This is a genomic window from Bradyrhizobium sp. UFLA06-06 (assembly GCF_054820065.1).
The window spans coordinates 29,072-53,999 of the sequence record NZ_JADFUD010000025.1; the positions used below are offsets into that span (position 1 = coordinate 29,072).

A 24,928-nucleotide genomic window follows, 5' to 3' on the forward strand; every position below is an offset into this window, starting at 1 on the left:
AGAATCGGTTCCGTCGTAACTAGCAAACCTCCATGTTATTGGCCAAAAAAGAAGGCCGCCTAACGGCGGCCTCGCGCCGCGATCGCGGTCATGTGCGTTCGTCAGGTTCCTGGCCGCTCTCCAGCCGGCCGCGCAGCACCGTCACGACGCGACCCACGGTTTCGAGGTCTTTCATCGACAGCCCGTCGGCGAGGCCGTTCACCCAGGGCAGCTGCAGGCGCATCGCCGCGTCGAAGCTTTGCCGCCCCTTGGCGGTCAGTACGATGAGCTGGGCGCGGCGGTGATGCGGGTTGGTTTCGAAGGCGACGAGCCCGTCCCGCTCGAGATCGTTGACGATCCGCTGCACGTTCTGTCTGGCAGCGCCGAGGTCGCGCGCAAGCCATGCGACCGGTTGCGGGCGCTCGGCGGCGACGATGGCACCGAGGATCTGCCAGCGTGCACTGGTCAGTCCGAGCCCGGCCACCAGCCGGTCGCCTGATGTGAACAGCAGGCTGTTGAGCCTGAACAGGTCGGGAATCAGGGTGCTCAGGGCTTCGCCCGCCGGCGTTCGTTTTGCATTCGGCATTTGTCACCATATAAACGTATTGACATCATAATGTCAATTTCTATATGTATCCATCATAACGGAATGACATCATAACACCATATCGAACGGAGCCGACCATGCCGCAGATGCGCCCCCTGGACCCCGCTTTCCCGATCGACCGCCAGCTCGCGGTCGATGCCACCAATGTGGTGCTCGTCAACCTCTTCACGCTCGATGCGGCCGACGAGGACACCTTTCTCAAGGCCTGGCAGGACGACGCCGCCATCATGAAGCGGCAGCCGGGCTTCATCTCGACCCAGCTGCACCGCGCGATCGGCGAGAGCCCGGCCTATCTGAACTACGCGGTCTGGGAATCCACCGCCGCCTTCCGCGCCGCCTTCATGAACCCCGAGTTCAGGGCCAAGCTTTCGGCCTATCCCGCCTCGGCGGTGGCCTCGCCGCATTTGTTCCAGAAGGTGGCGGTGGCCGACATCTGCGTCGCGTAAGCTGTGATGATTTTTGGTTGATGCGACCTCTCCGCAGACTCGCTTCGCCTCTCCCGCTTGCGGCGGGTGGGGGTTCTCTCCCCACGAAGGTTCTCGATCGTGGAGATACCCCCACCCCAACCCTCCCCCGCAAGCGCAGGGCTATCGCATGTCGTGGCGGTGCCCTCGTGGCCATCCTTCGAGATGCCCGCCTTCGGCGGGCTCCTCAGGATGAGGTCTTGTTTTGCGGCACAATAGTAGACCCTCATGGTGAGGAGCGCCGCTTGCGGCGCGTCTCGAACCACGAGGCCAAGCACTTGCGCGGTCGCCAAGGGGCATATGCGATAGCCCTGCCCGCAAGCGGGAGAGGGAGCGCAGCTGCTTTCGGGACAGCGTCTAACTCGATCCTCATGAACGAGTCGGTACGGCGGATTAGCCGAAGGCGTAATCCGCCGTTCGCGTGGTGATGCGGCGGACGATGAGTTGCGTCAAGGATCGCTCAGCTGTGCACGAGCATGCCAACCCCGAGCGTGGCAGCAGCGGCCAGAAACGATATGTCCAGAAATCGCAGCGGCGCTTTTGGACGATGACCGGCAGAACCGGAAATGACGTAATAGACGCAATAGCCCGCGCCGAGGACGACGAACGTCAGCGTTTGCCTGAGCCAGAACGTCAAGACGACCGCAAGATCATCGATGCTGTCCAGGGCATAGGCGCCGACCGCGAGCAACGTGCCGATCGCGTAGAACAGCACGAGCGTTGACGTCAGTGATTTGGCGTCGCGGGACATGCGATGATCCTTGCATCCCGATCGTAATCAAACTGCAAAAAAGAAGGCCGCCCGGAGGCGGCCTTCGATCTCGATGGGGATGTGGGAGGCTTAGAAGCCGCCCATGCCGCCCATTCCGCCACCCATGCCGCCGCCCGGCATTGCCGGCGCCGCGTCCTTCGGCAGTTCGGCGACCATGGCTTCGGTGGTCACGAGCAGGCCGGCTACGGAGGAGGCGTCCTGCAAGGCGGTGCGCACCACCTTGGCGGGGTCGATGATGCCCTTGTCGACCATGTCGACATAGTCCTCGGTCTGGGCGTCGAAGCCGAAGGTCTCCGACTTGTTCTCGAGGATCTTGCCGACCACGATCGAGCCCTCGACACCGGCGTTCTCCGAGATCTGGCGGACCGGAGCTTCGAGCGCCTTGAGCACGATGTTGATGCCAGCCTGGACGTCGGCATTCGGGTTGGTGAGCCGGCCGACCGCCTTCTTGGCGCGCAGCAGCGCGACGCCGCCGCCCGGCACGATGCCTTCCTGCACCGCGGCGCGGGTCGCGTTCAGCGCGTCCTCGACACGGTCCTTCTTCTCCTTGACCTCGACCTCGGTCGCGCCGCCGACCTTGATGACGGCAACGCCGCCGGCGAGCTTGGCGAGGCGCTCCTGCAGCTTCTCACGGTCGTAGTCCGAGGTGGTCTCCTCGATCTGCGCCTTGATCTGGCCAACGCGAGCGTCGATGTCCTTCTTCTTGCCGGCGCCCTTGACGATCGTGGTGTTCTCCTTGTCGATCACGATCTTGCCGGCGCGGCCGAGCATGTTGATCGTGACGCTCTCGAGCTTCATGCCGAGGTCGTCGGAGATCAGCTGACCGCCGGTCAGGATCGCGATGTCCTCCAGCATCGCCTTGCGGCGATCGCCGAAGCCCGGCGCCTTGACGGCGGCGACCTTGAGCCCGCCGCGCAGGCGGTTGACGACCAGGGTCGCCAGCGCCTCGCCCTCGACGTCCTCGGCGAGGATCAAGAGCGGACGGCCCGACTGCACCACGGCTTCCAGCACCGGCAGCATGGACTGCAGGCCGGACAGCTTCTTCTCGTGCAGCAGGATGTAGGCATCCTCGAGTTCGGCGGTCATCTTCTCGGCGTTGGTGATGAAGTAGGGGCTGAGGTAGCCGCGGTCGAACTTCATGCCCTCGACGATATCGACCTCGGTCTCGAGCGACTTGTTCTCCTCGACGGTGATCACGCCCTCGTTGCCGACCTTCTGCATCGCCTGCGCGATCATCTTGCCGATCGCGGCATCGCCATTGGCCGAGATGGTGCCGACCTGGGCGACTTCGGACGAGGAGGCGACCGGCTTGGCGCGCTTCTCGATGTCCTTGATCACGGCCGCGACCGCGGTGTCGATACCGCGCTTCAGGTCCATCGGGTTCATGCCGGCGGCGACCGACTTGGCGCCCTCGCGGACGATGGCCTGCGCCAGCACGGTCGCGGTGGTGGTGCCGTCACCGGCGGTGTCGTTGGTCTTGGAAGCAACCTCGCGCAGCATCTGCGCGCCCATGTTCTCGAACTTGTCGTCGAGCTCGATCTCCTTGGCGACGGTGACGCCGTCCTTGGTGATGCGGGGAGCGCCGAAGCTCTTCTCGATGACGACGTTGCGGCCCTTCGGGCCGAGCGTCACCTTCACGGCGTTGGCGAGCACGTCGACACCGCGCAGCATGCGGTCGCGGGCCTCTCCGGCGAATTTTACGTCCTTGGCAGCCATTGATTTGAACTCCTGGAATGATTGGATGCGGTCGCCCGGCATCTGCGCCCGTCATTGCCGGGCGAAAGCACGAAGTGCGTCTTCGTGCCAGATGACCCGGCAATCCATCGTCCTTGCGAGAATCTTGCGAAGCTTGATGGATGCCCGGATCAGGTCCGGGCATGACGGCGGAGAGAGTGGGCGCTCTCGAATTGGTCGTGGCGCTTACGCCAGCACGCCCATGATGTCGGACTCCTTCATGATCAGGAGTTCCTGGTTGTCGAGCTTGACCTCGGTGCCCGACCATTTACCGAACAGCACGCGGTCGCCGACCTTGAGGTCGATCGGGATCAGCTTGCCGGCCTCGTCGCGGCCACCCGGGCCGACGGCGACGATCTCGCCCTGGGACGGCTTCTCCTTGGCCGAGTCGGGAATGATGATGCCGCCCTTGGACTTCTCCTCGGCATCGATACGCTTGACCACGACGCGGTCGTGCAGGGGGCGGAAGGTGGATTTAGCCATGACGTTCCCTCTTGGAGGCTCGGTTTCAGGTCCGGTTCATCGGGACCGGCGTTGGATGCCGGCCGGTCGGCGCTGGGCAGGACGCCCGGCGCTCTTAGCAATCGTGGTGCGAGAGTGCTAATTGTGGGCCGGGAAATATGGCTTGGCGCAGTTTCTGTCAAGCAAACGGGTTAAGGCCTTGGTGAGGCCAATATAGGATGGTGGACCAGAAACCAAATCGTAGCGATGACGTAATTTTGTCAGACGTCATTGCTCCGCCTTAAGTTTTACGCTTGGCTGCAGGACGGGTGCGGCCGGGACATAGTCGGGGGATGCATATGATCAGGTCACTCAACGCGCGATTGGTCGCACGGTTCGCGGCTGTTTCGGCGCTGACGACACTCTTGGGGGCGTGCGGCAGCATGAGCCTGCCGTCGTTGTCGTCGAATCCTGAGCCGGCGCCAGCCGAGCCGGGCGTAGCCCCCGAAATGCCCGCAAGCATCCGCGCCGACGAGATCGTCGGCCGCTGGGGTCTCGCCTCGTTCCAGAATCCCGCCGACCGCGCCCGCACCGAGGCCGCCGCGCGCGGCCAGTGCAAGCAGCCTTACGTGATCGGCGCCGGCCAGAACGGCGGCGTCATCATGCATCTGGCCGACCAGGCCACCCCGCAGGAACTGCGGCTGAAGGGTTCCCCGAGCGGCAAGAACTATATCGGCCCGCCAGGACCGACGCCCGGCGAGCAGGACCGCGAGATCGTTTCGTTCGACGGCCGCGTCATGATCACCCGCTTCGTCGACAAGGACGCCGGGGTCCGCTACGGCAACATGGTCTATGTCCGCTGCGCCCCGAGGGCGTAACGGCGGGACTTCGAGCTATCTGCCGACATAGCGCCGCACAGTCGGCGCACCTCTCCCCCTGTGGGAGAGGTCGGCTTGCATCGCCAGATGCAATCCGGGTGAGGGGTCTCTCTTCGCGAGTGATCCTCTCGCGATCCGCGTGTGCGGCGACACCCATTCATCCGGCGCCGCAAACAACTGTCTTATCGCCGCACGCCAACCCGATTGACGCCGCCATTCAGGTTGCCGCCCGCATTGTGACGGACCGCGGCGCGCGCCACCGGACGCGGCCTGAGCACGACGCCCGCCCTCGCCACGCAACCCTGCGGATAACCGACATAGGTGCAGTAAACCACGGCCTTGGCCGGTGCTGAACTGACGGCGACACCGGCGATCCCCAACATGAGGCTCGCCGCAACGCCCGCAAGCGTCACGGACCTGGTCGAGAGAATGTTCGTCCGACGCATGGTGATCCTCCTCATCGCACGCGAACCGAAAGGTGATGGCGCCGCTTCAGATGCGGCCCAAGGTTATCTTCAGCGGCAAGGGGGAGGTGACGTTGACGTAGATCAACGGCGGGCGCGACCCGTCGCTCCGTGAGATCGATTTGCCTCATCAAGAATGAGGACGGCTCAACGAGCCGCCCTCCTGGAGCGCCGTTGCGCCGACGTCACTGGCAGACGTACATGCGGCCGTCAGCCATCTTCGTCATCGTGCCAGGTTCGCAGCCGATGCCATTAGCTGTCTTGTACTCCGTCCATCCGGCGTATCCGTAATACGGACTGATCCTTTGGTAGGCTCGTGCCGGATAGTAGGGCTGGCCAAAGTAGGGATCCGTCTGGGCGGCATACGAATTGGTCCAATCGTTTGTGCCCCAGCCGGAATAGGCCGGCGCGGTAGCGGCCGCTGCGGCGACGGCTGCCGTAGCGGCGACACCCGCGCCAACCCCGTATCCGTACGCGGCGCGCCGGGTTTGGCGACGCGCAACGCCCGCGACGCTCACGGGCGTCAGCGGTCGGCCCACACGCGCCTGGGCGCTTTCGACCGAAGCCGAAATGCCGCCCTGCTCAGACCAGGTGACGGAGAACAGTGTCGCACAAGCGAAAGTCGAGAGCGCAATTGCAGTATTCCTGACAATTCCTTGCGTCATGTTCAATCTCCAGTGTTGAGTACTCCAGTGGCTCCCCCCAAAATCAGTGATCCGATAACAAGGCGGACGCGGTCAGCGCGAATGAATGAAAGCTCATCGTCACAGCTACAAAAGGCGACCTCGCGCGTCAGCAGCGTGCGAGAGATGGCAGTTCGCCCTCGTTGGATACGCACGGCGAGCGGCCGCGAACCTGTGATGGTGTGATGAGTGGACGTACAAGCCCCGTGCGGGGACGACCGGATTTACTCCGGTAGTCCCATGCGACCGGCACCCAATGTTGGCTCCCGGCATACGCATGACAATTTCCCCTCGCGCACAGTATGCGTCAGCGACGCCAAAGCTGCCAGTAAATTTCCAATTGTCGCAATTGGCACAAACTGCATGTGGTGGCTGCGATTCGGGCGGTTCGTCCATCTCCGGTGACCCGCTGCGAGCGTGAGATCATCGCTCAAACAAAAACGCCGGCCCTCGAGGCCGGCGTTTTGTATTCTCAAGTTGCGATCGCTCAGTTGAACATCGCGTCGATATCGTCCTGCGAGGCGTGGCCGGCGTCGCCGTCGAGCTTCGGGCCGTTGAGCAGGCGGGCATCGCCCTCGCGGGTATCGACGATCGCCGGCACGTGCGACTTGATGGCGTCGACGCCGCCCCAGATGTTCATCATCTCGTTGATGTGCTGTTCGATGAACTTCATCGTCTGCATCACCTTGCTAATGCGCTGGCCGGTGAGGTCCTGGAAGTTGCAGGCCTCGAAGATCGAGACCACGCGCTCCTGAATATCTTCGCTGAGCCGCTTCTGCTGGTCGGGCGTGACGTTGTTCGCGAGCGCGCTCGCGGCCTGGTCGATCGCCTCCACCGCCTCGAGGATCTGCTGGGTCGCCTGTTCGGTGCCGCCGACCACGGCGCCGAGCTCGCCATTGACCTTGGCCATCTCCTCGCCGTTGAAGCTCTTGCCGTGCAGCACGGCAATCTCGCGCTTGGTGCGGCTGATCGCGTCGTGGATCAGGTCGAGCTCGACCTTGAGCTTCTCGCACTGTTCGACCTGCGCGCGGTAGGTCTCGAGCAGTGCGTGGGTCTCGGCGACTTCGCGGGCGACCGCGGCATCGACGCTGTCGCCGGTGCGCTGTGCCGGCGCTGCGGCCATCTGGGCGCGGATCGAGCGAAGCTCGGCCATGATCTCGCGATGCATCGGACCGAGATCGGCGCCGCTGGAAACATCCGGCTCCGGCATCACAACCTCGCCCATCGCCTGCTCGACACGAAAACGCTTGCGCTTCACTGACATGATTTTCATTCCCGCCCCTTCACTGAAGTCCGTTCTAGCGAGAGGTGATTTAACGTCAGGTTCACGCCGGAACTGTTTGCGCGGATAGCGCGCAAGCGCGGCGCTACCGGCGATTAACCATGTCGCCGCGCCGTTCACGCAAAATAAACGCTGTCAGGGAAAACCGCGCTCCATCGCCGACGTGGTGAATCGAAACGGCCGATCCGTTTACCAAACCGATGCGGTTTTCATTGCTTATTGACCACGTGCAACGGCGCAAAGTCGGCGCCCTCGCGCATCACGTCACGACGAAACCAGTACAGAGTACGTCGATGTTCAGGAAAACCACGCTTGCGCTGCTCGCCGGCGCGTCTTCTCTTATTGCCGTTCCCCATCACGCCATGGCGATCGACGCGGCAGCGCCCGCCGAGCCCGCCGTCATCTATGCCAATCAGGGCGCTCCGCAGCCGCCGATGCGCACCGCCTATGTGCAGCCGCAGCGCTCCAACATGGGCGGCGGCTTCATCGAATTCCTGTTCGGCGATGCGCCGTCGTCGCAGGGGTATTCGCCGCAGCCGATGTATCAGCAACAGCCCGGCTATTACGGCAACCGTCAGCTGCCGCCGATGGATCCGCAGCAGCAGATGCTGCGGCAGCAGGAAGAGGCCGCGGGCGATCCGGCGCAGCGTCCGTTCGATCCGAGATACGAAAAGCAGCTGGTCGACTATTCCGGCAAGGAAGGCGCCGGCACCATCGTCGTCGATACGCCGAACAAGTTTCTCTATCTGGTGCAGGGCGACGGCCGCGCGCTGCGCTACGGCATCGGCGTCGGCCGGCCCGGCTTCACCTGGGCCGGCGTGAAGACGATCTCGGCGAAGAAGGAGTGGCCGGCCTGGACGCCGCCGCCGGAAATGCTGGCGCGCCGTCCCGACCTGCCGCGGCACATGGAAGGCGGCCCGGAAAATCCGCTCGGCGCCCGCGCGATGTATCTGGGCTCTTCGCTCTACCGCATCCACGGCTCCAACGAGCCCTGGACGATCGGCACCAACGTCTCGTCCGGCTGCATCCGGATGCGCAACGAGGACGTCATCGACCTCTACGGCCGCGTCAATGTCGGGGCCAAGGTCGTCGTGATGTGAGGTTGGTTTTGAAGCAGCTGCCCCAAAGATGGTGTCGTCCCGGCGAAAGCCGGGATCCATAACCACAGGCGGTTGTTATTGAGAGAAGCTGTAGCCCCAGCCGTGTCAAATCCCGCACGGTCGTGGTTATGGGTCCCGGCTTTCGCCGGGACGACGGAATCAAAACGGCCGCTCGATTGGAGCGGCCGTTGTCGTTTCAGCGATCGCGCTTACGCGTAGTTGCTGTCGTCGCCGTCGCCGCCGCCACCATCGAAGCCGTCGTCATTGTCGTCGAAGTCGTCGGCGTCCTGATCATCGTCACTGTCCCGGTCGGCCTGCGCCTGGTCGAACGCGCCGGCGCGCGAGCCGGAATCACTGTCGCGACCGGACGAACTGACATCGTTGATCCCGGCGTCACGGGCAAGGTTGCTCGACGACTGGTCGCCGCCCCAGGGACGCGAACCGCCACCGAGGCCGCCGGCATCGGCCATCGACTGGTGGCTGCCGCCACCCATCATGCCGCGGATGCTGGAGAGCAACAGTCCGCCGCCGACCACGCCGGCCGCGGCCGCCGCTGCGGTGCCGAGGAACGAACCGCCGCCGCCACCGGGAGCGCCGCCGCCGAAGGCCGGAGGCTGCGGGCCGCCGTAAGGCTGACCGTATTGCTGTGGCGGCTGGCCGTAGGGCTGGCCGCCGCCGGCCTGCTGCATCGCCTGGCCCGAGTTCCAGACCGGGCGACCGCCCGGATCGCGGCCGCCCATGTCGGGCGCCCGCACCGGCGGCACCGAACCGTGCTGCTGGCCCTGTCCGCCGAAGATCGCGTCGCGCATCGAATCGAGGAAACCGCCGCCCTGCTGCTGGGCTCCCTGCTGCTGGCCGACCGCGGCCTCGAGTTCCTGGATCCGATCATGGGCGCGCTTCAGCGCCTCGTCCTGAACCAGCGCGGTCTGCACCAGCGCGTAGACCGCATTCGGCGCGCTGCGCAGGCCCTGCACGATCGCGGACATGGCCTCGCCGTCGCGCGGGGCATTCTCCAGCTTGGCGAGCCGGTCGAAGAGATCGTCGATCAGTTGGCGTTCTTGCGGTGTCATGGCGTTCTCCATCGCGCCGATCGAATCGGCGCGTCCGGGATGTATGACGGGCTTTGTGGCGCAAGGAGTGGGGGCCAGAATTAAATTTATGTATGCGACAATACGACCGGCGGTTTTTCGTGAACCTTAAAGCGTTTTCGAGCGAAGCCTGCCCCGCACTTGATGCGGGGTAGGGACCGGTTCAGGCCAGTGTAACTTTATTCAGGGCCAGCAGCGCGGGGAAATCGTCGCCTGCCAGATAGGCATGCTCGGTCTCGCGCTGCGTCGTCAGCGGGTCGAGGCTCTTCAGCGTTTCGTCGACGAAACCGGGATGGCACATCACGAGCCCGTCCTCCGGCATGCCCTCGAGGAAGCCCTGCATCAGCGCCGCGAAATCATTGCCGCGCGTAAAATCATAGGCGCCGGCGAAGGCCGGATTGAACCGCAGGCCCGCTCGCTGTGCCTTGATCCGGAATTGCGTGCTGAGCACGTTCAGCACCAGCGCCTTCGGCGCCGCCAGCTGGCGCGCCAGCGGCCCTTCGCGTCCGCACTGCCGCACCCAGGCATCGGGCGCGCGCTCCTTCACGGCGCGCAGGAAGCCGTCGCGCACCTGCGGGAACAGCTGCGCGTGCTGATGACCGTCGACGAAGTCGGGGGCGCGGCCGAACAGATCATGGAAGGCGTCGAGCTGCGCCAGCACCTCGGCATGGACCAGTTCGGCGTCGAGCCGGTGCATCAGCCCGGCGCGCAGCAGCCGTGGGAAGGGCAGGAACATGTCGCCGTCGAGCGGGCGGAAATGCATCGTCAGCGGCCGGAACGGCGCGGTCAGCGTCACATGCAGCCCGATCGCGCAGCGCGGGCTGTTCGCCACCGACGCCGTGAGTGCGGCCGCAGCCTCCCGGCCGATCGCTGGCGTCACCGTCATCACCGACGTCGCATTGAGGCGGCCGCGCTCGATCAGATCGCGGATCGCGCGGTTGACGCCGTCGCTCAAGCCATAATCGTCAGCACACAGCCAGACGCGGCGCGGCGTATCGGTGTTCATTCCGCGGCGGTCCGCTCGGAGGCATTTTGCGCCGCGCCGCCGTCGGCGTGCTTCTCGGTGTGCTCGGCGACGAAGTAGATCGGCCGCGCCTTCAGCTCGGAGAGGATCTTGCCGATATATTCGCCGACGATGCCGATCATGATCAACTGCACGCCGCCGATCGTCATCATGCCGATCATCAGCGACGGATAGCCGGGGACCTGCTTGCCGGTGGTCAACACTTCCCACAGGATCGAGAGGCCGAACAGGAACGCCGCGCCGGCGAGCAGCGCGCCGAGCAGGCTGGCAAAACGCAGCGGCGCCACCGAGAACGAGGTCAGGCCCTCGATCGACAGGCCGATCAGCCGGCCGGCATTGAAGGTGGTGACGCCATGCGCGCGCGGCGCCGGCTCGTAATCGACGCGGATCTGCCTGAAGCCGATCCAGCTGGCGAGGCCCTTGAAGAAGCGGTTGCGCTCCGGCAATTGCCGCAGCGCCGCGGCCGCGCGCGGCGACAGCAGGCGAAAGTCGCCGGCATCCTCCGGGATCTGCTGCCGGGCGCCCCAGTTGATCAGCGCGTAGAAGCCGCGCACGGCCAGCCGCCGCGCGGCCGATTCATTGTCGCGATGCGCCTTCGCCGTGTAGACCACGTCGTAGCCGTCATCGATCCAGTGTGCGACCAGTTGTTCCACGAGCGTCGGCGGATGCTGGCCGTCGCCATCCATGAACAGCACCGCGCCGCGGCGGGCGTGGTCGAGGCCGGCCATCAGCGCCGCCTCCTTGCCGAAATTGCGCGACAGCGATACCACCTGCAGGTCGAGCCCGTCGGCGGGCAGGCCGCGCGCGATCATCAGCGTGTTGTCCGCGCTGCCGTCATCGACATAGATCACCTCGCAGGCGAGGCCGTAGCGGGCGCGCAGCGTCCTGGCGAGGCTGACCAGCCGCTCATGCAGCGCCGCAAGCCCGGCCGCCTCGTTGTAGACGGGCACGACGATCGACAGACCCTGCCCGGCGGCGGTCTTGGCGGTCGTGGTCAGGCTGGAAACGTCAGAGCCCAGCATCATCGGTCAGGTTCCGGAACTAGAGCGTTTTTCGAGCGAAATGACCTTCCGCCGCGCACGAAGAAGCCGCGTCAAAACGAGAGATCCCTCGAACACAATATGGTACCGCAGGGCAGCTGTCGCCAACATGAACGGCGTGGCCGCCTCATTGTCGCAGGAACGCCTCAAGCCGGGCGAACAGCGGGTTCTCGCGGTCGAACACATAGTCCAGCGACACCACCGACACGGTTTCGGCGCCGTGCTCGCGCAGGAAGCTGCCGAGCGCGTAGAGCTTGCCCGGTGGGCAGTGCAGCGTAAGCATGCCCGACGAGGTCGGGCCGCCGAACGGGGCGACGACGCCGAAGCGGTTATGTGCCTCCGACAGCAGCGCATCGTTGCAGCCGGCGAAGCGGGTGCGGACCTCGCGATACTTGGTGGCGCGGGCGCGCGCCGCGATGTGGTCGAGGATGACGCGCGCGGTCTCGCGGGCGCCGGTCGACCAGTCGGCATCCCGCGACGCAACGAGGTTGGCCTGGCTGCGCAGCATGACGCCGTCGTCGAGCACCTTGAGCCCGTTGGCGGTGAGCGTCGCACCTGTCGTCGTGATGTCGACGATCAGTTCGGCGGTGCCGGCGGCGGGCGCGCCCTCGGTGGCGCCGGCGCTTTCGACGATGCGGTAGTCGCCGACGCCGTGCCTGGCAAAGAAGCCGCGCGTCAGATTGATGTATTTGGTCGCCACCCGCATGCGGTGATTGTGCTGCTCGCGGAAGCCGCTTGCGACGTCGTCGAGATCGGCCATGGTGCGGACGTCGATCCAGGCCTGCGGCACCGCGACCACGACATTGGCATAGCCGAAGCCGAGGCCTTCGATCATCAGCACGCGCTTGTCGGCATCGGGAATGCTCTCGCGCACCAGGTCCTCGCCGGTGACGCCGAGATGCACCGAGCCGCGGGCCAGATTGGCCGCGATCTCGCTCGCCGAGAGATAGGCGATCTCGACATTGTCGACGCCGGCGATGGTGCCGCGATAGTCGCGGGCGCCGCCGGCCTTCGACAAGGTCAGCCCGGCGCGGGCGAAGAAGCTTTCGGCGTTTTCCTGCAGCCGCCCCTTGGAGGGCACGGCGACGACGAAGGGCGTGCTCATTGGGCGCCTCCGAAGCAGGTGGCCTCGCCATGCCGGGTCATCGCCTCGATCCAGACCGAGAAGCCGACCGCGGGGATCGGGCTCGCCGAGCCGAGCTGCGTCATCAGTCCGTCATAGCGCCCGCCGGCGACCAGCGGCTCGGCGCCGTTGCCCTTGGCGTGCAGCTCGAACTCGAAGCCGGTGTAGTAGTCGAGGCCGCGGCCGAACGCGGTGGAGAACCGGGTCTTTCGGATGTCGATGCCGCGCGCGGCCATGAAGCCGATTCGGCTCTCGAGCTGGTCGATCGCGGCGGCAAGGTTGAGCTTGGCGTCGGCGGCCAGCGCGCGCAGCTGCGCGACCGCGTCGTCGGGATCGCCCGCGATCGCCAGGAAGCGCTTGATGGTCGCGACCGCATCGCGCGGCAGCGCGCCGCCCTTCAGCGTCGATTGCTCGAGGAAACGGTCGGCGATCTCGGCGACCGTGCGGCCGCCGACATTGGTGGTGCCGGCGATCGACATCAGATCGGTGACCAGCGCCAGCGCCGCCTTGCGGTCGGAGCCGGCCAGTGCAGCGAGCACGCCCTCATATTCGTTGCGGCCCGGCGCGGTCTTGAGCGTCAGCTGCTCGATGTCGTCGGTCAGCGAGACCTTGCGGTTGAAGTCCTTGATCAGCCGGCGCCGCCACACCGGATAGAGGTCGAGCGCATCGATCAGCGCGTTGAACAGCGCGACGTCGCCGGTGCGGATCTCGACGTCCTTCAACCCGAACGCCGTGGTCGCCTCCAGCGCCAGCGCCAGCATCTCGGCGTCGGCCGCGGCGCGGTCCTGCCGCCCGAACGATTCGATGCCGGCCTGCAGGAACTGGCTCGGCGCACCGCCGCGATAGCGGAACACCGGGCCGAGATAGCTGAAGCCCGCCGGCTGGCCGGCGCGCGGCGACGCGAGGTAGTCGCGCGCCACCGGGATCGTGAGGTCCGGGCGCAGGCAGAGCTCCTCGCCGCCCGGGTCCGTCGTCAGGTACAGGCTCTTGCGGATGTCCTCGCCGGAGAGATCGAGGAACGGTTCGGCCGGCTGCAGGATCGCGGGCTCGGACCTCTGATAGCCGGCCTGCGCGAACGAGGCCAGCAGCGCATCCGCCCAGACGGCGGATCCGGCGGCGGATCGTGGTGCGGCAGCTTCGGTCATCTCGACGTCCAATTCGCTCCGAAATCGCGTTCCAGAGCGGGTTCCATAGGTGGTGTTTGCGGAGCCCTTAGCACGGTCGGCCCATGCTTTCGACAGGGATCGGCCAAGTGGCTTAATGATTGGGTTCGTTAACGATTTTGCGACGGCTTGGCTAGGGGAAGATGTTTGTCCTCCGCTTTCATCGGGCAAACGAGCTGCAGGTTCCGTCATCCGGGCGCAAAGGCTTCGCCTTTGTCGCTGGAGGCGCGAGCGCAGCGAGCCTCGAAGGATCGACGGCCACCAGCCGGGCCGTGCATCCTTCGAGGCTCGCCGAAGAGGCTCGCACCTCAGGATGACGGGGAGGGAGTGTGTGGCCCATTTCCTCGCCAATCCCCCAGTGCGGCTTGCACCAGTGCCAGCGCCGCGACGGCGGCGGTGTCGGCGCGCAGGATGCGCGGGCCGAGGGCGAGGCGGAGGATGGCGGGCTGGCGCAGCAGCAGCGCGCGCTCTTCCTCGGCGAAGCCGCCTTCCGGGCCGATCAGGACATCGATGCCGGCGTTCGCAGCCGTTGCCGCCTGTAGCGCCCGCACCGGGCTTTCGACCTCGGCGGCCTCGTCGCAGAACACCAGCAGCCGCGCCGGATCGCGCCCCGCCAGGAAACGTTCGAGGGGTACGGGATCGGCGACCTCGGCGAGCGAGATGATGCCGCATTGCTCGGCGGCCTCGACCACATTGGCGCGCATCCGCTCGCTATTGACCCGCGACACCTGGGTGAAGCGTGTCAGCACCGGCACGAGCCGCGCGGCGCCCATCTCGACCGCCTTCTGCACCATGTAATCGAGGCGCGCATGCTTCAGCGGCGCGAACACATAGCTGACGTCGGGCAGGCGGTCCTGCGCGCGGGTCTGCGCTGATACCGTCAGCATGTCGGCCCGCTTGCGGCCGGAAATCTCCGCGCGCCATTCGCCGTCGCGGCCGTTGAACACCAGCACGCTGTCGCCGGCGTTAAGCCGCAGCACGTTGCCGAGATAGTTGCTCTGGTCGCGTTCGAGCGGAACGGTTGCGCCGGCGCCGAGCGGGGCATCGACAAACAGGCGAGGGCTGCGAAAATCGTGTTCAGGCATGTCCGAGGCGGCTTTATTGCGGTGTGGCAAGTTTACCAAACTATGCGACACCGTAATCCCGCGGACTCGTCAGGAACTCGCCGGCCGGGTAGTAAGGAGGCGTCGATATATTGCTTCAGTCACCAAGTCATTTCTTTAGTCCAAAGGGGCCGCTTGCACGCAGCCCCTTTTGCTTTTCGGTCGCCCGTGCGCGGCGTGGGCCGTTAATCCAAACCGAGGCCTTGCGAAAATCGCGTTCAGGCAAATTTGATGGTCCGGTTTTACCGCCGTTCGTAGCCTAAAGGCTTAGAATCGGGGAACAATTTAATGTGGCCGGTGTGGCCCTACGCCGCGCTGTCGCCCAAATCGACGGGTTGTTAAGCCCTCACAGGAATCGTAAAACGCCCCCAAAATTCGTTGCTTCGTTTTTGTTGCGCTGGGGTTGCCTGGACCTTTTGCCGGAGAAACACCCTCGATGATACGCCGACTGATCGTGCTGACCGTTGCCGCGACCGCCCTGTCCGTGGGGCAAGCCGCCGCGCAGAGCGCCTTTCCGGCCCCGTTGCCCAATCAGGGCGGTAAAGCCGGCACCGCGTCCGACCCCGCGTTTCCGCCGGTCAATGGCATGCGTCCAAGCCAGGCCGGAACCGCCTCGGATTCCGCGTTCCCGCCGGTCAATGGCGCGCCGGCGGCCAGGGTCGGTGCCACGCCGTCGGCATTTCCGAGCAGTGGCGCGGCCCCCATCGCCGGTGGCGGGGTGTCGTCGCCGCCCCCGCCGGGTGCGGGTGGTGGTGCCGCCGACGCCTGCATGAAGAATTTCACGCCGCTGCGTGAGGATGCGGAGAAGCGCGGCAAGGCGATCAAGGCGGCGAGCGATCGCCACGCCAGCCCCCAGGAGGCCTGCAAGCTGATCGGCAATTACAGCCAGGCCGAGATCAAGATGATCAAATATGTCGACACCAACGCGCAGAAGTGCGGAATTCCGCCGCAGATCGCCGACCAGCTCAAGGCCGGGCACAAGAATACCGAAGCGCTGCTGAAGAAGGTCTGCAATGTCGCGGAGCAGGCGGCGGCGCAGCCGCGCGGGCCTGCGGGGCCGAGCTTGAGCGACGTGCTCGGCTCGTCCGCCTCGCTGCCGGAAGCGACGCCGACCAAGAAGGGCGGCAGCACCTTCGATACGCTGAACGGCAACGTCCTCACCCGTTGATGGATCACCCATGAGCGATGTCTCCACCCGCGTTGCCGACTCCACAGGCAACTGGGTGGATACCCATGCGCCGGTCTGGTCGCGGCCCTATCTGCGGCTTGCGCGCTACGACCGGCCGATCGGCTCCTGGCTGCTGTTGATGCCGTGCTGGTGGTCGGCGGCGCTTGCCGCCGGCGTCGCGCATGATGTCCGCTCGCTGCCGCTCGTCGTGCTGCTGTTCTTCATCGGCGCCTTCGTGATGCGCGGCGCCGGCTGCACCTGGAACGACATCACCGATCGCGATCTCGACGCCAAGGTCGAACGCACGCGGTCGCGGCCGATCCCCGCCGGGCAGGTCACGGTGACGCAGGCGGTGGTCTTCATGGTCCTGCAGGCGCTGATCGGGCTTTTTGTGCTACTGCAGTTCAACCGCTTCGCGGTGATGACCGGCATCGCCTCGCTTCTGATCGTCGCGATCTACCCGTTTATGAAGCGGATCACCTGGTGGCCGCAGGTCGTGCTCGGCCTCGCCTTCTCCTACGGCGCGCTGATGGGATTTGCGGTGACGCTCGCGCGCATCGATCTGGCCGCGATTGCGCTCTACGCCGGATCGATCGCCTGGGTGATCGCCTACGACACCATCTACGCCCATCAGGACGCCGAGGATGATGCGCTGATCGGCGTCAAATCCACCGCGCGCCTGTTCGGTGCACGCACCCATCGTGCGCTCGTGATCTTCTATGGTCTCGCCGTGCTCTTGATCGGCGTGGCATTCGCACTCGCGGGGGCGCGCTGGCCGGCCTGGATTGGGCTAGCGGCGTTCGCGCTGCATCTCGCCTGGCAGGTCCGGCGGCTCGACATCAGCGATGGCGCGCTCTGCCTGCGCATCTTCAAGTCCAACCGCGACGCCGGCTTCATCCTGTTCGCGAGCCTGGTCGTCGACGCGGTGCTGCGCGCGGCGTAGCCGCGCTCCCTCACGCGGATGTCTGACTCACCGGCCGAACCACACATTCGGTGTCGTCCCTGCGAAAGCAGGGACCCATAACCACCAACATTCATTGTTGAGCGAGGCTGGAACGACAAGTCGCGTCTCCACAACGTCCGCTGCGGCGTATGGGTCCCTGCTTTCGCAGGGACGACAGCGGTTGTGAGGCGAGCTGTGTACGAAGAAACGATAAAACTAATCCCGCGCGATGATCTCGCGTTCGCCGCGATGTACGCTGGTGCCATCGGGCCGGAAGCCCGCGCGGCGGCGGACCAGGAATTTCGGCCTCCGCGCGCGGATCGCGTTGCGGCGGCGGCGGCGCGGGGAGGGCGTCCGCGGCGCCGGCTCGGTCAGTTGCGGGAGACGGAAGATGTCGCTCCACATCTGCCAGGCGGAGCTGATCTCCTCGGCATCCGAACTGGCGCCGAGCGGAATGCTGAGCGCGGGATCGCGGTGAACCAGCACCAGCATCTGCGCGTCGTCGATCCCGCGCACCGCGACGCCGAGAAAGTCGCTGACGCGAACATTGACCGCCATCCGCATGCCGAGAACGGCGCGGCGCAGCACGACATGTTCGCGATGAAGCTCGACCTGCCGCATGCCGCCATCCGCGCGCGCGTCCTGCGCGTGGAAGCTGAGCGGAAGGGAAAGAGGGTCGAGCCGCAATGCGCAGCTCGACCCGGCGGAATTGATTCCGCTTGTTGGTGTTTGACGCCTCAAAGCTCTGTCTCCCCGCCGGGATTTTGTTCCCGGTCGTTGTGTGAGAGCCTAGCCGAGCGATGTCCGTTCCCCCTTAAAAAGCCTGGTTAATCCCTCCTCACCTCGTGCCATGATTGACAAGAGGTTGGCCCGCATGATTGACGAAGCCTTGCCCCGATCACTCAAATCTTTGTTGCCTGCCGGCGCAAAGTGCTTGAAATCCCTGTGAAACCGGCACATCTGGTGGATCTGTCGACCTCGTTCCGGGCCCCCCTCAATCCGCAGGAATTCGTTCGTGAACTCTTCACCATCTGCATCGCGACACGGCGATACCTCCGATCTGTTCGACCAATCGGGCCTGAGCGACCTCGCGCAGCGCCTGGTCGATGCCGCAAAGCGCGCGGGGGCCGATGCGGCCGATGCCATCGCGGTGCGCGGCGTCTCGCAGGGCGTCGAGGTGCGCGACGGCCGCGTCGAGGAAACCGAGCGCTCCGAAGGCGATGACGTCGGCCTGCGGGTGTTCGTCGGCCAGCGCCAGGCGGTGGTGTCGACCAATGACGTCAGCGGCGACGGGGTCGCCAAGCTTGCCGAGCGTGCGGTCGCGATGGCGCGCGTGGCGCCGGACGACAAATATGTCGGTCTCGCCGATCCGGCGCTCCACGCCCGCGATTTCCCCGATCTCGATCTGCTCGATCGCAAGGTTCCGAGCACGGCCGAACTGGAGCAGCGCGCGATCGAAGCGGAGGCCGCGGCGCTCGCGGTCAAGGGGGTCACCAAGTCCGGCGGCGCGTCGGCCTCGACCGGGATCGGCGGCATGGTGCTGGTGACGTCGACCGGCTTCCACGGTTCTTATCTGCGCTCCAGCCACGGCATCTCGACCACGGCGATTTCCGGTGAGGGCACCGGCATGGAGCGCGACTACGATTTCACCAGCGCGCCGCATGCCTCCGATCTCGATTCACCTGCCACCGTCGGCCGCAAGGCCGGCGAGCGCGCGGTGGCGCGGTCCAATCCGCGCAAGGTCGAGACCTGCAAGGTGCCGGTGGTGTTCGATCCGCGGGTCGCCGGCTCGATCGTCGGCCATCTGGTCGGCGCCATCAACGGCGCCTCGATCGCGCGCAAGACCAGCTTCCTGAAGGACAAGCTCGGCGAGCAGCTGTTCTCCAGGGACATCCGCATCATCGACGATCCCTTGCGCGTGCGTGGCCTGCGCTCGCAGACCTTCGATGCCGAGGGCGTCAGGGTGAAGAAGACGGCGCTGATCGATGCGGGCGTGCTCACCACCTGGGTGCTGGATTCGGCGACCGCGCGCGAGCTCGGCCTCGTGACGACGGGGCATGCGCATCGCGGCGTGTCGTCCTCGCCGTCGCCTGGAACGTATAATCTGCATCTCGAGCCCGGTGCGGTGACGCCGAAGGAGCTGATCTCCGACATCAAGCAGGGCTTCTATGTCACCGACCTGATCGGCTCCGGCGTCAACGGCGTGACCGGCGATTACAGCCGCGGCGCGTCCGGCTTCTGGATCGAGAACGGCGAGATCACCTATCCGGTCAGCGAAGTGACCATCGCCGGCCATCTGCTGCCGATGTTCAAGTCGCTGGTCGCCGCCAACGATCTGGAATTCCGCTACGGCGTCAATTCGCCGACGCTGCGCATCGAGGGCCTGACGCTTGGCGGACGCTGATACGGACGACTGGACCAAGGCGCGCGATGCCGCCTTGCTGATCAGATCGGTGCAGGAAGCGGGCCGGCTCGCCTCGTCGCTGTTCCGCACCGAATTGAAGAACTGGATCAAGGGCGCGTCCTCGCCGGTCTCCGAGGCCGACATCGCGGTCAACGACCTCCTGGAGCAGCAGCTGCGTTCGGCAACGCCCGGCTATGGCTGGCTGTCGGAAGAGAGCGCCGACAACGACTCCCGGCTTGGCAGGCGCTTCACCTGGATCGTCGATCCGATCGATGGCACCCGCGCCTATCTCGCCGGTCGCGAGGATTGGTGCGTTAGTGTGGCGCTGGTTGAAAATGCATCGCCGGTGCTCGCGGCGGTGTATGCACCGGTCAGCGAGGAATTCTTCTTCGCCGCCCGCGGACAGGGCGCCACCCTGAACGACGGCGCGGTGCATGCAACCGCAGGCACCGATTTCAATTTTCCACGGATGGCGGGACCGAAGCCGCTGGTGCAGCGGCTCAGCCCGACGCCGGACGAGATCACGCTCTATCCGCGGATCGGATCGCTGGCGCTGCGGTTGTGCCGTGTAGCACAAGGTCGACTTGACGCGGCCTTTGCGGGCGGGCAAAGCCGCGACTGGGATCTTGCCGCCGCGAATTTGATCGTGCAGGAAGCGGGTGGTAAGATGACTGCGCTCTCGGGGGACGCGATTGAGTACAATCGCCGGGAGGTGACGCATGGGGTGCTGGTGGCAGCAGGACGCGAACGTCATGCACGCATTGTCGAGCATTTCCGCAGCCGTCCTTTGCCGTGAGGCCCCGCCGATCCGCGCCGCGTTTCCGATTGTGACGACCAGACCTGCTGCGACAGCCTTGTGACGACCAGACCTGTGACGACCACGACTTCATTTGTTTGCCGGGCATCTCGTTAGGAAAACCACCATCATGTCAGACAATGCCCAGCCCCAGCTGCTTCACCTCGTGATCGGCGGCGAGTTGACCGATCTCGAGCACAACACCTTCAAGAATCTGGACGAAGTCGAGATCGTCGGCGTCTACCCGAACTATGCGACCGCCTATGCAGCCTGGAAGGCGAAGGCGCAGCAGACCGTGGACAACGCCCAGATGCGCTATTTCGTCGTTCATCTCCACCGGTTGCTCGATCCTGAGCAGGACACAAAGCATTCCCATTGAAACGACTTTTTCGCGATCTGCTGCGCAGCGGCTTCGTGCAGCGCGCGCTGGGTGTGCTGGCGGCCGAGTATCTGAGGCTGGTGTGGTACACCAACCGCTTCAGCTACCAGCCGCATGACGTGTACGGGATCGTCGAGCCCCTGATGCCGGCGATCTTCGTGTTCTGGCACGGCCAGCACTTCATGACGCCGTTCATCAAGACCAAGGAGAGCTATCGCGCCAAGGTGCTGATCTCCCGCCACCGCGACGGTGAATTCAACGCCCTCGCGGTGGAGCGGCTCGGCATCGGCACGATCAGAGGTTCCGGCGATCATTCCGGCGCGTTCCATCGCAAGGGCGGCGTCGGCGCCTTCCTGGAGATGGTTCGGGCGCTGGAAGACGGCTGCAACATGGCCACCACCGCCGACGTGCCGAAGCGGGCGCGGGTGGCAGGCCTCGGGGCCATCATGCTGGCGCGGGAGACCGGCCGGCCGATCATGCCCTTTGCGATGGTCACCAGCCGATTCATCCGGTTGAAAAACTGGGATTCGACCACCATCAATTTGCCATTCGGGCGCGGCGCAGTGGTAGGTATTGAGCCGGTCTATGTGCCGCCCGACGCCGACGCCGCGACGATGGAAAAGCTTCGGCAGCACGTGGAGGAACTTCTCAACGAAGCGACCCGACGTGCCTATGCAGCGGTCGGGCGGCCGGAGGCAGCGCTTGGCTAGCTCGCTACCGATGACGTTGCGTGTGTACCGCAAGCTGTCGTCCGCGATGGTGCCGCTCGCGCCTGCCCTGATCAAGCGGCGGCTCAAGCTCGGCAAGGAAGATCCCGAACGCGTCGGCGAGCGGCGCGGCGTGAGCGCCGATACCAGGCCGCAGGGCCCGCTGGTGTGGATTCACGGCGCCAGCGTCGGCGAGGTGCTGGCGGCGGCCGGGCTGATCGAGCGGCTGCGCGCGCTCAATCTGCGCATCCTGCTCACCTCGGGCACGGTGACCTCGGCCGCGATCGTCGCCAAGCGCTTTCCGCCCGACGTCATCCATCAATACGTGCCGTACGACTCGCCGCGTTATGTGACGCGTTTCCTCGATCACTGGCATCCGTCGCTGGCGCTGTTCATCGAATCCGATTTGTGGCCGAACCTGATCCTGTCGAGCGCCGCGCGGCGGCTGCCGATGGTGCTGATCAACGGGCGGATGTCGCAGCGCTCGTTCCCGCGCTGGCGCCGGGTCTCCAACACCATCGGCGCGTTGCTCGGACGGTTCGACATCTGCCTCGCGCAGTCGAACACCGACGCCGAACGCTTTGCCGCGCTCGGCAGCCACAACGTCGTCGTCACCGGCAACCTCAAGCTCGACGTCGCGGCGCCGCCGGCCGATCCGGCCAAGCTGGAGCGGTTGATGTCGGTGACCCGCGGCCGCGCCATCGTGGTCGCCGCGTCGACCCATCCCGGCGAGGAAGAGATCCTGATCGAGGCGCACAAGTCGCTCGCGGGATTCTTCCCCGGCCTGCTGACAGTGATCGTGCCGCGGCATGCCGCGCGCGGCGAGGCGGTGGCGCGGCTGGTGACGGAGGCGGGCCTGCGCCCCGGCCTGCGCTCGCACGAGGATCTGCCGGTCGCGACGACGGATATCTATGTCGCCGATACGATGGGCGAGCTCGGCCTGTTCTATCGCCTCGCGCCGATCGTGTTCATGGGCGGCTCGCTGGTCGCGCATGGTGGCCAGAATCCGATCGAGGCGATCAAGCTTGGCGCGGCGATCGTGCACGGCCCGCACGTGTTCAACTTCACCGATGTCTATGAGGCGCTCGATCGCGCCGGCGGCGCGCGCCGCGCTGATGATCGGGAAGCGCTGGTCAAGCAGCTCGGCCAGTTCCTTGCTGATTCCGCGGCACGCGACACTTCGCTGGCGGCCTCCGAGCGCGTCGTCGAACAGCTCGGTGGCGCGCTGGAGCGCACGGTGACCGCTCTCGAGCCCTATCTGTTGCAGTTGCGGCTCGAGATGGGAGCCGCCAATGCGTGAGCCGGCCTTCTGGCACCGGCCGTCGTCTTGGACATCGCAACTGCTCCAACCGCTTGCCGCGCTTTACGGCGCGGTCGCCGCACGGCGGATGCGGCAATCCGGCGTCGATGCCGGCATTCCCGTGATCTGCGTCGGCAATTACCACGTCGGCGGCGCCGGCAAGACGCCGACGGTGCTGGCGCTGGCAAAATTGCTGCGCGAAATTGACGAGCGGCCGGTGGTGCTCAGCCGCGGCTATGGCGGCAGGCTCGGCGGCCCGGTCAGGGTCGATCGCGACAGCCACACGGCGGCCGATGTCGGCGACGAGCCGCTGATGATGGCGGCGAGCCTGCCGGTCGTGGTGTCGCGCGACCGCGCCGCGGGCCTGGCGCTGGCGCGCGCGCAGGATGCCAGCGTGATCCTGATGGATGACGGCTTCCAGAATCCCTCGGTGGCCAAGGATGCCTGCCTGATCGTGATCGACGGCACGCGCGGCGTCGGCAATGGCCGCGTGATTCCCGCGGGACCGTTGCGCGCGCCGCTGGCGTCGCAGCTGGAACGGACCGACGCGCTGATCGTGGTCGGCGAGGGGAGCGCGGCGCAAAGGATTGCGGCCGAGCTCGCGTCCCGCGGCAAGCCGGTGCTGTCGGCGCATCTGAAGCCGGACCAGGCTTCGCTGGCGGCGCTGGGCGGAACACGTGCGCTCGCCTTTGCCGGCATCGGCGATCCCGCGCGCTTCTTCAACACGTTGCGCTCAAGCGGCGTCGACGTCGTGCGCAGCAAGGCTTTCGCCGATCATCATGCCTTCACGAAGGAGGAGATCGAAGCGCTCGTTGCCGACGCGCGTCGCGACGCGCTGACGCTGGTGACGACGGAAAAGGATCTCGCGCGGTTGCGTGGTCCGGACGGGATGCCGGCCTGGGCACAGGCGATCGTGCCGTTCGCGGTGACGCTGCAATTCGATGATGGCGACGCGCTGCGGCGCCTGGTGGCCGATCAGCTGTTCAGGGCACGGGACAGGCGCTTGCGCAAATGAACCCGGCGTCGAGCCTAGGCCTGCGGCTTGAGGACGCCGGGATGGTGGCGCTGCAGCACGGCGGTCGGGGTGGCGTAGGCTTCCTGCAGGTCGACGCTCCAGTACTTCAGCTCGTCGAGCGGAATCCGGACGTCGGTGATGGCACAACGCACAAAGGTGCCGGGCGAGATCACGCGGAAATCGCCGTCGAGATATTGCACCTGTGCTTCGCCATGGCCCGAGGGACCGAACTTGTTCAGCACGATTGAGCTCTCCGCCTTGCCTCCAACGAGGCCATCTGGATGTCGATGAAACCGTCTATCACAGATAGGGTGTCATGTCCGCCCGTTAAACCACCGACTTGTGATGATTTGGCGGCGGAGGCGCATGGTAGCCTTGCGGCCGTGGTCCGCTGTGTTTGCAGCGCCATAACGAGCCGGCCGGATCGGATGCGCCTCAAGTCAGTTTTCATGTGCCTCGCCATGCTTGCCGTGCCGGCCGCGGCCGCGGCGCCGCTCCCGGCCCCACATCAGGTCGAAATCCCCGAAGGCAACGTCACGCTGCACGCGCAGCTCTACCGGCCCGATGGCGACGGCCCGTTCCCGACCGTGATCGCGCTGCATGGCTGCGGCGGTCTCGCCGGCCGTTCCGAGCCGGTCCTGCCGCGCTATCGCGACTGGGCCGAGCAATTGCTGACGACCGGCCATGCGGTGCTGCTGCCGGACAGTTACGGCTCGCGCGAACTTGGTCCGCAGTGCCGCATCAAAGAGCATCAGGTCCAGACCCGCCGTGCACGGGTCGCCGACATCAATGCGGCGCGGCAATGGCTGGTGCAGCAGAAATGGGTGGCGAAGCGCCGCATCAGCCTGATCGGCTGGGGCAACGGCGCCGCCGCCCTGCTGTGGGCGGTGCGGCCGCAGATGTGGTCGCGCAACGTCGAGCCGGATTTTCGCTCGGCGGTCGCGTTCTATCCAGATTGCCGCGCCTCGTTCGGCCTCGGCTGGAGCGCGCGGGTGCCGACACTGGTGCTGATCGGCGCGCGCGACGACGTGACGTCGTCATCGGCCTGCCACCAGATGGTCGACGGCGCCCGCGGCCGCAGCGCGCTGGCGCGGATCGTGGTCTATCCCGAGGCCTATCACGACTTCGACCGGCCCAACCTGCCGCTGCACGCGGTCGCGGCCTCCGATGCCGAGATCGCCGAGCGCGGTCACATCGGCACCGATACCGGCGCGCGCAAGGATGCGCAAAAGCAAGTCGCCGAGTGGCTGTCGCGCTAAGACAGTCGTTGC

27 protein-coding genes are annotated in these 24,928 nt (G+C 65.9%); 12 read left to right on the plus strand and 15 right to left on the minus strand.

The features are described from left to right. Positions 1-88: 88 nt before the first annotated feature. Positions 89-565: a MarR family winged helix-turn-helix transcriptional regulator gene (locus tag IF803_RS21780; RefSeq protein WP_461193425.1), complete on the minus strand. Its 477-nt coding sequence runs from the start codon at positions 563-565 to the stop codon at positions 89-91. A gap of 98 nt (positions 566-663) precedes the next feature. Here IF803_RS21780 and IF803_RS21785 point away from each other — a divergent pair, with 98 nt between their 5' ends. Beyond that, a complete protein-coding gene (locus IF803_RS21785; RefSeq protein WP_461193426.1) occupies positions 664-1,032 on the plus strand; it encodes an antibiotic biosynthesis monooxygenase family protein in 369 nt (122 codons plus the stop codon). Between the two features lie 478 nt (positions 1,033-1,510). Here IF803_RS21785 and IF803_RS21790 read toward each other — a convergent pair whose 3' ends face one another. The 3 genes from IF803_RS21790 to IF803_RS21800 form a co-directional block, all read right to left on the minus strand. Then, positions 1,511-1,801: a hypothetical protein gene (locus IF803_RS21790; protein WP_461193427.1), complete on the minus strand. Its 291-nt coding sequence runs from the start codon at positions 1,799-1,801 to the stop codon at positions 1,511-1,513. 90 nt (positions 1,802-1,891) lie between these two features. Beyond that, positions 1,892-3,538, minus strand: coding sequence for a chaperonin GroEL (groL, locus tag IF803_RS21795; protein ID WP_028341095.1), 1,647 nt, complete (start codon positions 3,536-3,538; stop codon positions 1,892-1,894). A 204-nt stretch (positions 3,539-3,742) separates the two neighbouring features. Next, positions 3,743-4,039, minus strand: a complete 297-nt coding sequence (locus IF803_RS21800; RefSeq protein ID WP_018269780.1) for a co-chaperone GroES — start codon at positions 4,037-4,039, stop codon at positions 3,743-3,745. A gap of 317 nt (positions 4,040-4,356) precedes the next feature. Here IF803_RS21800 and IF803_RS21805 point away from each other — a divergent pair, with 317 nt between their 5' ends. Beyond that, positions 4,357-4,875, plus strand: a complete 519-nt coding sequence (locus tag IF803_RS21805) for a hypothetical protein (protein WP_028341094.1) — start codon at positions 4,357-4,359, stop codon at positions 4,873-4,875. Positions 4,876-5,057: 182 nt separating this feature from the next. On the opposite strand, the gene IF803_RS21810 is transcribed toward IF803_RS21805, so the two are convergent. From IF803_RS21810 to IF803_RS21820, 3 genes are all read right to left on the minus strand, one after another. Then, positions 5,058-5,321, minus strand: coding sequence for a hypothetical protein (locus tag IF803_RS21810; protein WP_028341093.1), 264 nt, complete (start codon positions 5,319-5,321; stop codon positions 5,058-5,060). Between the two features lie 203 nt (positions 5,322-5,524). Further along, the gene (locus tag IF803_RS21815) at positions 5,525-6,004 is read right to left on the minus strand and encodes a hypothetical protein (protein ID WP_461193428.1); all 480 of its coding nucleotides are present in this window, start codon (positions 6,002-6,004) and stop codon (positions 5,525-5,527) included. Positions 6,005-6,509: 505 nt separating this feature from the next. After that, on the minus strand, positions 6,510-7,286 hold the full coding sequence (locus IF803_RS21820; RefSeq protein ID WP_028341092.1) for a protein phosphatase CheZ: 777 nt from the start codon (positions 7,284-7,286) through the stop codon (positions 6,510-6,512). Between the two features lie 311 nt (positions 7,287-7,597). On the opposite strand from IF803_RS21820, the gene IF803_RS21825 reads away from it, so the two are divergent. Next, the gene (locus IF803_RS21825) at positions 7,598-8,404 is read left to right on the plus strand and encodes a L,D-transpeptidase family protein (protein ID WP_304498750.1); all 807 of its coding nucleotides are present in this window, start codon (positions 7,598-7,600) and stop codon (positions 8,402-8,404) included. Positions 8,405-8,613: 209 nt separating this feature from the next. On the opposite strand, the gene IF803_RS21830 is transcribed toward IF803_RS21825, so the two are convergent. From IF803_RS21830 to IF803_RS21855, 6 genes are all read right to left on the minus strand, one after another. Continuing rightward, positions 8,614-9,474, minus strand: a complete 861-nt coding sequence (locus IF803_RS21830; protein WP_461193429.1) for a DUF2076 domain-containing protein — start codon at positions 9,472-9,474, stop codon at positions 8,614-8,616. A 181-nt stretch (positions 9,475-9,655) separates the two neighbouring features. Then, entirely contained in the window at positions 9,656-10,498 is an 843-nt protein-coding gene (locus IF803_RS21835; RefSeq protein ID WP_461193430.1) for a ChbG/HpnK family deacetylase, read from the minus strand. Further along, complete coding sequence (locus IF803_RS21840) at positions 10,495-11,541, minus strand: glycosyltransferase family 2 protein (protein WP_069278244.1); 1,047 nt, start codon at positions 11,539-11,541, stop codon at positions 10,495-10,497. Before IF803_RS21840 ends, IF803_RS21835 begins: the two co-directional genes overlap by 4 nt. A gap of 142 nt (positions 11,542-11,683) precedes the next feature. Continuing rightward, complete coding sequence (hisG, locus tag IF803_RS21845; RefSeq protein ID WP_461193431.1) at positions 11,684-12,661, minus strand: ATP phosphoribosyltransferase; 978 nt, start codon at positions 12,659-12,661, stop codon at positions 11,684-11,686. After that, the gene (locus IF803_RS21850; protein ID WP_461193432.1) at positions 12,658-13,824 is read right to left on the minus strand and encodes an ATP phosphoribosyltransferase regulatory subunit; all 1,167 of its coding nucleotides are present in this window, start codon (positions 13,822-13,824) and stop codon (positions 12,658-12,660) included. Before IF803_RS21850 ends, hisG begins: the two co-directional genes overlap by 4 nt. Positions 13,825-14,150: 326 nt before the next feature. Then, complete coding sequence (locus IF803_RS21855) at positions 14,151-14,927, minus strand: 16S rRNA (uracil(1498)-N(3))-methyltransferase (protein WP_461193433.1); 777 nt, start codon at positions 14,925-14,927, stop codon at positions 14,151-14,153. 454 nt (positions 14,928-15,381) lie between these two features. On the opposite strand from IF803_RS21855, the gene IF803_RS21860 reads away from it, so the two are divergent. Continuing rightward, positions 15,382-16,113, plus strand: a complete 732-nt coding sequence (locus IF803_RS21860; protein WP_461193434.1) for a hypothetical protein — start codon at positions 15,382-15,384, stop codon at positions 16,111-16,113. Positions 16,114-16,123: 10 nt separating this feature from the next. Next, positions 16,124-17,056, plus strand: a complete 933-nt coding sequence (gene ubiA / locus IF803_RS21865; protein ID WP_461193435.1) for a 4-hydroxybenzoate octaprenyltransferase — start codon at positions 16,124-16,126, stop codon at positions 17,054-17,056. A gap of 216 nt (positions 17,057-17,272) precedes the next feature. Here the strand turns inward: ubiA and IF803_RS21870 are convergent, their stop codons facing one another. Next, a complete protein-coding gene (locus IF803_RS21870) occupies positions 17,273-17,797 on the minus strand; it encodes a DUF6101 family protein (protein WP_461193436.1) in 525 nt (174 codons plus the stop codon). Between the two features lie 274 nt (positions 17,798-18,071). Between IF803_RS21870 and IF803_RS21875 the strand changes: the two genes are divergently transcribed. The 6 genes from IF803_RS21875 (at position 18,072) to lpxK (ending at position 23,657) form a co-directional block, all read left to right on the plus strand. After that, on the plus strand, positions 18,072-19,460 hold the full coding sequence (locus IF803_RS21875) for a TldD/PmbA family protein (RefSeq protein ID WP_028341081.1): 1,389 nt from the start codon (positions 18,072-18,074) through the stop codon (positions 19,458-19,460). Next, on the plus strand, positions 19,447-20,256 hold the full coding sequence (locus IF803_RS21880) for a 3'(2'),5'-bisphosphate nucleotidase CysQ (RefSeq protein ID WP_028341080.1): 810 nt from the start codon (positions 19,447-19,449) through the stop codon (positions 20,254-20,256). Before IF803_RS21875 ends, IF803_RS21880 begins: the two co-directional genes overlap by 14 nt. A gap of 130 nt (positions 20,257-20,386) precedes the next feature. After that, entirely contained in the window at positions 20,387-20,635 is a 249-nt protein-coding gene (locus tag IF803_RS21885; protein WP_016848023.1) for a DUF4170 domain-containing protein, read from the plus strand. After that, positions 20,632-21,345: a lysophospholipid acyltransferase family protein gene (locus IF803_RS21890; protein WP_028341079.1), complete on the plus strand. Its 714-nt coding sequence runs from the start codon at positions 20,632-20,634 to the stop codon at positions 21,343-21,345. The genes IF803_RS21885 and IF803_RS21890 overlap by 4 nt, the downstream gene beginning before the upstream one ends. Beyond that, a complete protein-coding gene (locus IF803_RS21895) occupies positions 21,308-22,642 on the plus strand; it encodes a 3-deoxy-D-manno-octulosonic acid transferase (protein WP_050384218.1) in 1,335 nt (444 codons plus the stop codon). Before IF803_RS21890 ends, IF803_RS21895 begins: the two co-directional genes overlap by 38 nt. After that, entirely contained in the window at positions 22,635-23,657 is a 1,023-nt protein-coding gene (gene lpxK, locus IF803_RS21900) for a tetraacyldisaccharide 4'-kinase (RefSeq protein WP_461193437.1), read from the plus strand. Before IF803_RS21895 ends, lpxK begins: the two co-directional genes overlap by 8 nt. Before the next feature lie 14 nt (positions 23,658-23,671). On the opposite strand, the gene IF803_RS21905 is transcribed toward lpxK, so the two are convergent. Beyond that, the gene (locus IF803_RS21905; RefSeq protein WP_016848019.1) at positions 23,672-23,899 is read right to left on the minus strand and encodes a DUF2093 domain-containing protein; all 228 of its coding nucleotides are present in this window, start codon (positions 23,897-23,899) and stop codon (positions 23,672-23,674) included. A gap of 186 nt (positions 23,900-24,085) precedes the next feature. Here IF803_RS21905 and IF803_RS21910 point away from each other — a divergent pair, with 186 nt between their 5' ends. Beyond that, positions 24,086-24,916 carry a dienelactone hydrolase family protein gene (locus IF803_RS21910; protein WP_461193438.1) on the plus strand — a complete coding sequence of 277 codons (831 nt, stop codon included), beginning with the start codon at positions 24,086-24,088 and terminating at the stop codon, positions 24,914-24,916. The last annotated feature ends 12 nt before the right edge of the window (positions 24,917-24,928 follow it).